This window comes from Hymenobacter sp. (assembly GCF_035709525.1).
Taxonomy (GTDB): Bacteria; Bacteroidota; Bacteroidia; order Cytophagales; family Hymenobacteraceae; genus Hymenobacter.
Genome location: NZ_DASTEP010000237.1, coordinates 1 through 8,376 on the forward strand (window position 1 = coordinate 1; position 8,376 = coordinate 8,376).

Genomic DNA, 8,376 nt, shown 5'->3' on the forward strand with positions numbered 1-8,376 from the left:
CCCTGCCCACGCAGCACGCGCCCTGGCCGCCCCAGCGCCCCGCGCAGGGCGGCAGCCGCCTGCACCGTGGTAGCATCGGCGGCATCGTAGATGCCCAGCACGCGCCGGCGCTGCGCCACCGTGCGCCACGCCCCGCGCGGGGCCGCCGCCGGTGCTTCCTGCGCCACCACGAAGGCCGTGCGCGGCGCGGCCGGCTGCGCCAGTAGTTCGGCCAGTGCGGCGGCCCGCCGCCCGGCCGCCCAGGTGCCCACCTGCGCCGTGTCCACGCCCGGCGTGCGCCGCAGGTAGGCCAGCGCTGCCGTGAGGGCGGGCGCGGTGAGGGTGTCGGCGGCGGGTAGTACTAATATAGTGTAGCCCTGCCGGGCCAGCGCATCGGCCCAGGCCGGGGTGGTCCCGGCCGTGGCGGCAGTGGGGAACACGGCCAGCGCCGCGCCGGGCAGGCTTTCGTCGGCGGGGCTGAAGAGCAGTGCCTCGCCCACCGAGCCCGGCACTTCATCGGGCCGCACGCGGTACACGGCCGGCTCGGGCGGGCCGCGCCGCACCAGCAGCGTAGTATAAGTAGTGGAATCGACGGCCAGTGTACCGCGCCAGAAGTCGCCCTGCTGCGTGAGGGCCAGCACCTGGCCCGCGTAGCCGGGGCGCACCAGCCGCAGCCGCCCGCCCGCAAAGGCCACCGTATCGGCCACGAAGCTGAGGGCAGGAGCGGCGGCTACTACCAGCTCGGCATCGTAGTGGCCGGGGCGGGGGTGGCGCACCTCCAGGGCGGCGCGCAGCTCGGGCCGGCCGGCAGCCGTGAGGGCCCCAGCGAAGTGGCCCACCGGCGGGTGCGCCGCCGGGACCGCCTGCCCGCTGGGGTCCGAGGGTGGCGAGCAGGCCGCCAGGCCGGTCAGCAGGCCCAGCCAGAAAGAGGAAGTAATACGCATAGGCAACAGCACGGGCGCCCGCAGTGGCTAGGAACGCCCCGCCAGCCCCTTACGCAAAATGAGGTCGCGCTGTGCATCGGCACCTAGCTGAAAGGTCGTTTCGCCAATCTCCCGAAAGCCGAAGCGCTGGTAAAAGGCGCGGGCGCGGGCGTTGTGCTCCCACACGCCCAGCACCAGGGCCGTGCAGTGCTCGGCCTGCGCCAGCTCCACAATGCGGCGCATGAGGGCCGCGCCCAGGCCGGTGCCGGTCCACTCCTCCACCACGTACAGCTGCTTCACCTCCAGGCGGCCCGGTGCGGCCTCACCGGGGGCTAGGCCCAGGGGCGAGTCGCGCCAGAGCTTGGCAAAGCCCACCGGCTGGCCCTGCATCTCGGCTAGCAGGTAGGTGTAGCGCGGCTGCTGCAACTCGGCCAGTTGAATGTCGGGGCCAAACACTTTGTCTAGAAACGCGGCCAGGTCTTCGGGGGTGGTGTCGGCCCCCGAGGTTTCGGTGAACGTCTGGCGGCCCAGGTCGGCGAGGCGGGTAGCGGTGGCCATATTGGCCTTGGCAATAGAGATGCGGAGCGGAGAAGACATGCCGCAAAGGTGGGGCCGCCCGCCCAAAGCCCACCGCCGCTAGCCCGCCCGGCCCACGCGCCAGCCCACGTAGCTGGTAAGCACACCGGCCGCCGTGCCCAGCCCCACACCCAGCAAAGGCCGCCAGGCCAGCTGCCCCAGGTCGTGCCAATGGTAAAACAGCACATACACCCGCAGCAGCTGTGCGACAACCAGCAAGATGCCCGCCGCAATAAGCAGCCCGGCTACCAGGCGGCGCGAAAGAGGCGAGAGAACGGTGCGAGACGAGGGAGAACGGGCCATATGTGCCACCCTAAACGCCCCGGCGCGGCCCGATGTTCCGGGCCATGCCGGGGCCTTGCTATTTAGTTAAATAACCGTACCTTTGCCAGCATCCAAGCCTTGCGAGAGTAGCTCAGTTGGTAGAGCATCAGCTTCCCAAGCTGAGGGTCGCGAGTTCGAACCTCGTTTCTCGCTCATTGTTTAACAGCCACTTAGATGAGAATCTGAGTGGCTGTTTTGCTTTTGGATGATGCGCCAGGTTGCATAGGTTTTTGATTTGTAATTCTATACTATTAGTTGGCGTTGCACCAGCACCTGTCCGAAAATAGATTGCACGGCTCAAGTACGGGGCACAATCGTACACGTCAAAAGCTTGTAGAGCCTGTTTGACCGGAGCTTCGGGCTCGTAGCACGCCGGTAGCCGGCTGGATTCGCACTCCACCTTCGGAAATGGATTGGAAGGAATGCCGACAATTCTTCGCAGTTAGCACGGGTTGTCTGGAGCAAACTGCGCCCGCTAGTCGACAAAAAATGGTCGGCGGCCGAGTAAGGTAGCGGGCCGGCCCGCTGGCAGACTAGGTTTGAGTGGTACGTAAAGCGGCCTTGTTACCGCCCGCTCATTCAGTTACTTCACCATAGTCTGTGCAAGCAGCAGCACGCCCCTTTTTTCTTTAATCGTTTGCCGTATGCTACACCGCATAAAAATCGCGCTGGCCATTGGGGCCATGCTGGCCACCAGCCTCGTCGCTTGCACAAAGGACGATACCACCGCCACTACCACCTCGTCCTCAAATTCCAATCCCGACCCCATCACGGTGAGCGCCTGCACCTCGACGGCCACGGGCATCGCCAAGATTGTGTGCCTGGCCGACGCGTTTAAATCGCAGCTTGATGGCACGCAGCTATCGACCTTGCAGCGCACCTACGCCGTAAGCGACGCCAAGAAGTGGTCGAACCTGCCGCAGGGCCTGGTCCAAAGCTCCTCCAAGCGCGTGGGCCTGAGCTTCGGCTCGATGACGAGCACTCAGATTCAGTACGCCAAGGCGCTGATTAAGGAAGTATCGGGCACGACGACCAACGAGGGCTGGGACGAGCTACAGCAGCTGCTCAATGCTGATGAGTACCTGGCTGCTAACGGCGGCGGCAGTACCTACGGAGCGGCCAACTACTACATCGCTTTTCTGGGCACGCCGGCTACCACGGGCACCTTCGAAATTCAGTTTGGCGGGCACCACCTGGCCTTCGCCAACACCTACAAGGACGGCGTGCTGACCGGGGCCACGCCCTCGTTCCGCGGCGTCGAGCCGTTCGCCACCTTTACCCTGAACGGTGCCAGCAACCAGCCCTTGCAGCAGGAAGCTGCCGCCTTCTCGGCCATGCTCAACGGCCTCAGCAGCGCCAACCAGACCGCCGCCAAGCTTTCGCAAACCTACGGCGACATAGTGGCCGGCCCCGGCCAGGACGGCACTTTCCCCAGCACCGCCGTAGGGGTAAAGGGTAGTAGCCTATCTGCCAGCGAGAAGGCCTTGGTGGTGGCGGCCATGAAGACCTACGTGTACGACACCGACGATGCGAACGCCGCCACCATGCTGGCCACCTACACCAGCGAGCTGGACAATACCTACGTGGCCTACTCGGGCACCACGGCCATGACCACCCGCAACGACTACGTGCGCATCGACGGCCCGCACGTCTGGATGGAGTACTCCTGCCAGAACGGCATCGTGCTCTCGGGCACCCACCCACACTCGGTGTGGCGCGACAAGAGCAAGGACTACGGCGGTAACTAGCGCTTGCTGAAAAAAGCCTTCCCGCCGCGCGAGCCATGGATTCGTGCGGTGGGAAAGCTTTTTTATTAGTTTTCCGTTCTTATCAATTAATTCTTCTGTGATGGCGTCACTTTTCCGCCAACCCAGCCGCTGGCTGGCACTGCTGCTTCTGGTGCTGGTGGGCGGCGCGCTGCCGGCGCTGGCCCACCCCATGCCCAACTCGCTGGTGCTGCTCACGGTGCACCCGCAGCGCCTGGAGGCCGAGGTGCATTTGCCGCTCGGCGAGCTGCAACCTGCCTTCCAGTACCCCGTGTCCGACTCGACCGCCGGCCTGATGCAGCGCTGGGGGCCGCAGCTGCGGCAGTACCTGACCCAACACGTGCGGGTGCAAAGCACCGATGGCCGCTACTGGGGCCTACGGGTGGGCGACTTGGCGGTGCAGCACCAGGCCAACGAGCTGAACGGCCCCTACAACGAGGTAGTAGCGTACCTGCACCTGCTACCCCCGCCCGGCGCCGACGTGCGGCGCTTCGTGCTGCGCTACGATGCCATTGTGCACCAGGTAGTAACGCACAAAATCTTGGTGTCGGTGCGCCAGGACTGGGCGGCCGGGCAAGTGGCCGAAGATGCCGCGCCAACGCAGGTCGGAGTCATCGAAATGGACGTGGTCAACAGCGTTATTCCGCCCCTGGCCGTGAACCTGACCGCAGGCAGCCCCTGGACAGGCTTCGTGGCGATGGTGAAGCTCGGCATTCGCCACATTGCCGAGGGCACTGACCACCTGCTGTTTTTGCTGGCCTTGCTGCTGCCGGCCCCGCTGCTGGTGGCCGGCCGGCGCTGGGGCGGCTACGGTGGCCCCCGCTACAGTTTGCGTCGGCTGCTGCTGCTCGTCACGGCCTTCACCCTGGGCCACTCGCTTACTTTGCTGCTGGGCACACTGGGCTGGGTGCGGCTGCCCACGCAGCCGGTGGAGGCGCTCATTGCGGTGTCCATTCTGGTGGCGGCGGCGCACGCGGTGCGGCCGCTATTTCCGGGGCGCGAAACCTGGGTGGCCGCCGGCTTTGGGCTAGTACATGGCCTGGCGTTTGCCAGCACCTTGGCTACCCTGCACCTGGAAGCCGGGCCGCTGGCGCTGAGCTTGCTGGGCTTTAACGTGGGTATCGAGCTGATGCAGCTGCTGGTAGTAGGCCTTACGATTCCGTGGCTGCTGCTGCTGGCCTGCACGCCCTATTACCAGTACGTGCGGCTGGGCAGCGCGGCGCTGGCCGGCGTGGCCGCGGCGGCCTGGCTGGTAGAGCGCCTGAGTGGCGGCAGCAATGCCTTGACGCGGGCCCTCGCCACGGCCGTGCCCTACGCGCCCTGGCTTCTGGCCGCGCTGGCTATCGGCTCGGTCGTGCTCTATCAGCGCCGCCGTCGGTTGGCTTAGGGTACGGCGTTTTGCCCGTTGGTCGATGTTATTCAGCAATTGGGCGACAGCTGGTGATGAGGCAAAACAAACGTATTATATTAGCGTAGCTGCGAGTAGATTACCGAAGAGTATTAAGCCGGATTTAACTTAGGTTTTCGGTAGCCAGCCAGTAAGAGCCAGTAAGCTTTAGCACTCATTTTTCTTCACTTCACCCGTTTAGTTGCATGAAAATCTCTACTTGTTTAGCCTCAGCCGGTGCCTTGCTGGCGGTGATGGCTTTTAAGCAGCACACCAGTAGCACGGCTACGCTGAAGCTGCTGCCGACTTCCACAACCAGTGTAAAGCACACCAAAGGCACCACGCAGGCTGCGGCGGTGAGCGACGTGGTGACGGCGGCCAACGCCTTCCTGGCCACCCTCAGCACCACCCAGCAAACCACGCTGTTGCAGGCTTACAACTCCACGACCGTTACCAAGTGGTCGAACCTGCCCTGTGGCTCGCAATGCCGCATCGGCTTGCAACTCTCTACCCTGACGACGGCGCAGCAAGCGGCAGCGATGGCCGTGGTGCAGGCGGCCACGGGAACCGTGGCGGGCGATGGCTTCAATGAAATTCAACAGCTGCGGGCAGCCGATGACAACCTGAACGCGAACGGCGGCGGCAGCGGCTATGGCTCGGGCATCTACTTCATTGCGTTCCTGGGCACGCCGTCTACCACGGGCACCTGGCAGCTCCAGTTCGGGGGGCACCACCTGGCCACCAATGTCACCTTCGGCAACGGCCAGGTGAAGGGGGGCACGCCTCAGTTCGAAGGCGTTGAGCCCCTCACCTTCACCACCACCAACGCCAACGTGCTGCCCACCGGCACCGTGGCGGCCCCAATGGCCAACGAAGCCTCGGCCATGCTAGCCATGCTCAACGGCCTGACGGCGACGCAGAAAACCACGGCCAAGCTCAGCCAGACCTTCGGCGACGTGCTGCTCGGCCCCAGTGGCAACGGGCAGTTTCCGGCCACCAAGGTGGGGCTGCCAGTAAGCACGCTCACGGCGGCCCAGCAGCAGCTGGTAGTAGACGCCATGCGCCCCTGGGTGCAGGACGTGGACGACGTCACGGCCGCTAGTCTGCTGGCCACGTACACCAACGAGCCGGCGGGCACGTACATTTCGTATTCCGGCACCGGCAACCTCACCACCAACGGCGACTACGTGCGCATCGACGGGCCAACGGCCTGGATTGAGTTTGTGTGCCAGACCGGGGTAGTGTACCGCACCAACATCCACTACCACAGCGTGTGGCGCGACCATGCCCGCGACTACGGCGGAAACTTCTTCGGTACCTACACCAACGTTGCGCTGAGCACCAAGGCCGCCCAGGCCGCCAAGGTATTCTCGGCCTACCCCAACCCGGTAGCCAGCGGCCAGGGCATCGACGTGGTGCTGGCCGAAACCACCACGGCCAAGTCGGCCACCTACACCCTGCGCAATACGCTGGGGCAGGCCGTGGCCAGCGGCTCCTTCAGTGGCGTCATGGCCAAGGTGCCCACCACGGGCCTGGCCGCTGGCACTTATATGCTTACGGTGCAGCCAGCCGGAGAGGCCGCCGTTACCAGCCGCTTGACGTTGCAATAATGCCCGCCTTCCATTGAACTAAAACAGCCCAGCTTACTTGGTAAGCCGGGCTGTTTTGCGTTGGGGCCCACTCCACGCGGCGCAGCTAGTGGGGTAGTTAATTTTTCAGTGGCCTCGCACCCACGCCCAGTTGCCGCACGGGCGGGAGTTATCGGCTAGCATGTAATAATCGGCGGTAGCCTACGCCCAGCACCAGCCCCACCACCCCCGCGTATAACAGCCACGACGGCCCGATGGGCAGCCAGCCATAATCGGCATACACCCGGGGCCGAAACTGCGGAATGGCCGCCGCATCGGCCACGGTGAAGGTGCGGAACGTGCTTTGCAGCGCCATTTTGGGGTAAAAGAAGCGCTGCGTGCGGGTGCGAAACGCATCGACATCGCGGCTGAAGTGGTTGAACTGCTGCCAGTGCGTGCCGGCCAGTGCCGACAGCGTTTCCTGGAGCAGCAGCGCCGGGCTCAGCAGCTGCCAGTAGCGCAGGGCGGCCTGCTGCTTTTCTATCTGCCCGTAGAGCCGCTGTTCGGCCAGCCGGGTAGCCTGGTCTTTGATGTCCTGGCTTTTGCTCACGATAACGCCGTAGCCGTACACCATGCCCGGCGTCACCACCGACGCCTGCCGGATGAGCGTGCGCGGGCTGCTGAATACGTCCTTGGTCAGCGCCTGCCCGTCGCGCTCGAAGTAGCGGTTGATGGCGTTGCGCTCCTCTGTAGTGATAGCGATGCGGCTCGGAATGGGGTACGCCCGGTCGAGGCCCAGCTGCAACCCGGCCGGCACCAGCAGCCCCAGCGCCAGCCACATAAATATGAGCGTCAGCGCGTTGAGGTTAGAGCTCAGCGAAAAGCTGTTGACCAGCAGCGCCAGCGCAAACCAGAAAGCGAAGTACAGCGACACGGCCGCCACCAGCCACCACCAGTTGACCGTGGCCAGAAAGGCCGGCCCCACCAGCGCGGCCAGCACCGGCCCCACCACCGCCCAAAAGAACAGCGTAAACAGCCCGTAGCGAATGCCCAGCCGCCCCAGCGTGAGGCGGGCGATGGACTGATTGCTGGTTTTGAGCAGCACCCAGGTACCTTGCTCGCGCTCGCTCGACACCACGTTGTAAGTAAAAACGATGATGAGCAGCGGCAGCAAATACACCACCACGAAGGCGAAGTCGAAAGTGCCCACAAATTGCAAGTAGCTATTGGCAATCTCGCTTTCGTGCACCAGCTGCTGCTTTTTGGTGATGTACACCTTGTAGTAAAACGGCTGCACCTCGCTCTGGCCCGCCGCCAGCGCCTGCAAGGCAAACGGGGCTTTGGCGGCGTACTGCGGCCCCTCGTTGCGGGCCGTGTTGTAGGCATACGTGGGGTCGTCCCAGATAAAGCCGGGGTAGCGCATGCCGGCCGCCTCCACGCGCCGGATGCGGCGCACTAGGCTGTCCTGGGCTTCGTGGCGGTGCGCCTGGATGCGCCCCAGCGTGCGCTGCTGCGTGTGCAGCTGGCTGCTGCCGGCCCACAGCGCGGCCAGCAGCACCACCAGCACCAGCGAAAACAGCACCACCAGCACGCGGTTGCGGTACAAAGAAGTCAGCTCGTGCCGCCAGAGGACAGGGAATAGGGAAGCAGGCATAATTGGGAAATACTTACAAGGAAGACGGTGGCTTGCCGCTCGGCGTAGGGAACCTCACCCCCCGGCCCCTCTCCAAAAAAGAGGGGGAGCCGACCGCTAAGGAGCTGTTTGACTTAATTTTTTAGACATGAGACGTTAGACATGAGACATGAGAAAGACGCTGGTCAGGCTCTCAAGCGGTTCTCATGTCTCATGTCTA

General features: G+C 64.3%; 7 protein-coding genes and 1 tRNA gene. 4 read left to right on the forward strand and 4 right to left on the reverse strand.

Going from position 1 to position 8,376, the window contains the following annotated elements:
- The 3 genes from VFO93_RS21105 to VFO93_RS21115 all read right to left on the reverse strand — a co-directional run.
- The coding region (locus VFO93_RS21105; protein WP_325136359.1) for a hypothetical protein at positions 1–923 on the reverse strand (923 nt) is incomplete at its 3' end.
- 27 nt (positions 924–950) lie between these two features.
- Positions 951–1,499, reverse strand: coding sequence for a GNAT family N-acetyltransferase (locus VFO93_RS21110; protein WP_325136360.1), 549 nt, complete (start codon positions 1,497–1,499; stop codon positions 951–953).
- A 39-nt stretch (positions 1,500–1,538) separates the two neighbouring features.
- Positions 1,539–1,781 carry a hypothetical protein gene (locus tag VFO93_RS21115; protein ID WP_325136361.1) on the reverse strand — a complete coding sequence of 81 codons (243 nt, stop codon included), beginning with the start codon at positions 1,779–1,781 and terminating at the stop codon, positions 1,539–1,541.
- 101 nt (positions 1,782–1,882) lie between these two features.
- Between VFO93_RS21115 and VFO93_RS21120 the strand changes: the two genes are divergently transcribed.
- From VFO93_RS21120 to VFO93_RS21135, 4 genes are all read left to right on the forward strand, one after another.
- Positions 1,883–1,955: transfer RNA gene (locus tag VFO93_RS21120), tRNA-Gly, on the forward strand.
- A 491-nt stretch (positions 1,956–2,446) separates the two neighbouring features.
- Positions 2,447–3,550: a DUF3500 domain-containing protein gene (locus VFO93_RS21125; protein WP_325136362.1), complete on the forward strand. Its 1,104-nt coding sequence runs from the start codon at positions 2,447–2,449 to the stop codon at positions 3,548–3,550.
- 100 nt (positions 3,551–3,650) lie between these two features.
- Positions 3,651–4,955 (forward strand): HupE/UreJ family protein, encoded by a 1,305-nt coding sequence (locus tag VFO93_RS21130; RefSeq protein WP_325136363.1) that lies wholly within the window; start codon positions 3,651–3,653, stop codon positions 4,953–4,955.
- A gap of 206 nt (positions 4,956–5,161) precedes the next feature.
- Positions 5,162–6,565 carry a DUF3500 domain-containing protein gene (locus VFO93_RS21135; RefSeq protein ID WP_325136364.1) on the forward strand — a complete coding sequence of 468 codons (1,404 nt, stop codon included), beginning with the start codon at positions 5,162–5,164 and terminating at the stop codon, positions 6,563–6,565.
- A 148-nt stretch (positions 6,566–6,713) separates the two neighbouring features.
- Here the strand turns inward: VFO93_RS21135 and VFO93_RS21140 are convergent, their stop codons facing one another.
- The gene (locus VFO93_RS21140) at positions 6,714–8,177 is read right to left on the reverse strand and encodes a DUF3526 domain-containing protein (protein WP_325136365.1); all 1,464 of its coding nucleotides are present in this window, start codon (positions 8,175–8,177) and stop codon (positions 6,714–6,716) included.
- Positions 8,178–8,376 lie beyond the last annotated feature (199 nt).

Excerpts from the sequence above, each read along its gene's own strand:
- VFO93_RS21110 (WP_325136360.1), bottom strand. The coding sequence starts at position 1,499 with ATGTCTTCTCCGCTCCGCATCTCTATTGCCAAGGCCAATATGGCCACC.
- VFO93_RS21115 (WP_325136361.1), bottom strand. The coding sequence starts at position 1,781 with ATGGCCCGTTCTCCCTCGTCTCGCACCGTTCTCTCGCCTCTTTCGCGC.
- VFO93_RS21125 (WP_325136362.1), top strand. The coding sequence starts at position 2,447 with ATGCTACACCGCATAAAAATCGCGCTGGCCATTGGGGCCATGCTGGCC.
- VFO93_RS21130 (WP_325136363.1), top strand. The coding sequence starts at position 3,651 with ATGGCGTCACTTTTCCGCCAACCCAGCCGCTGGCTGGCACTGCTGCTT.
- VFO93_RS21135 (WP_325136364.1), top strand. The coding sequence starts at position 5,162 with ATGAAAATCTCTACTTGTTTAGCCTCAGCCGGTGCCTTGCTGGCGGTG.
- VFO93_RS21140 (WP_325136365.1), bottom strand. The coding sequence starts at position 8,177 with ATGCCTGCTTCCCTATTCCCTGTCCTCTGGCGGCACGAGCTGACTTCT.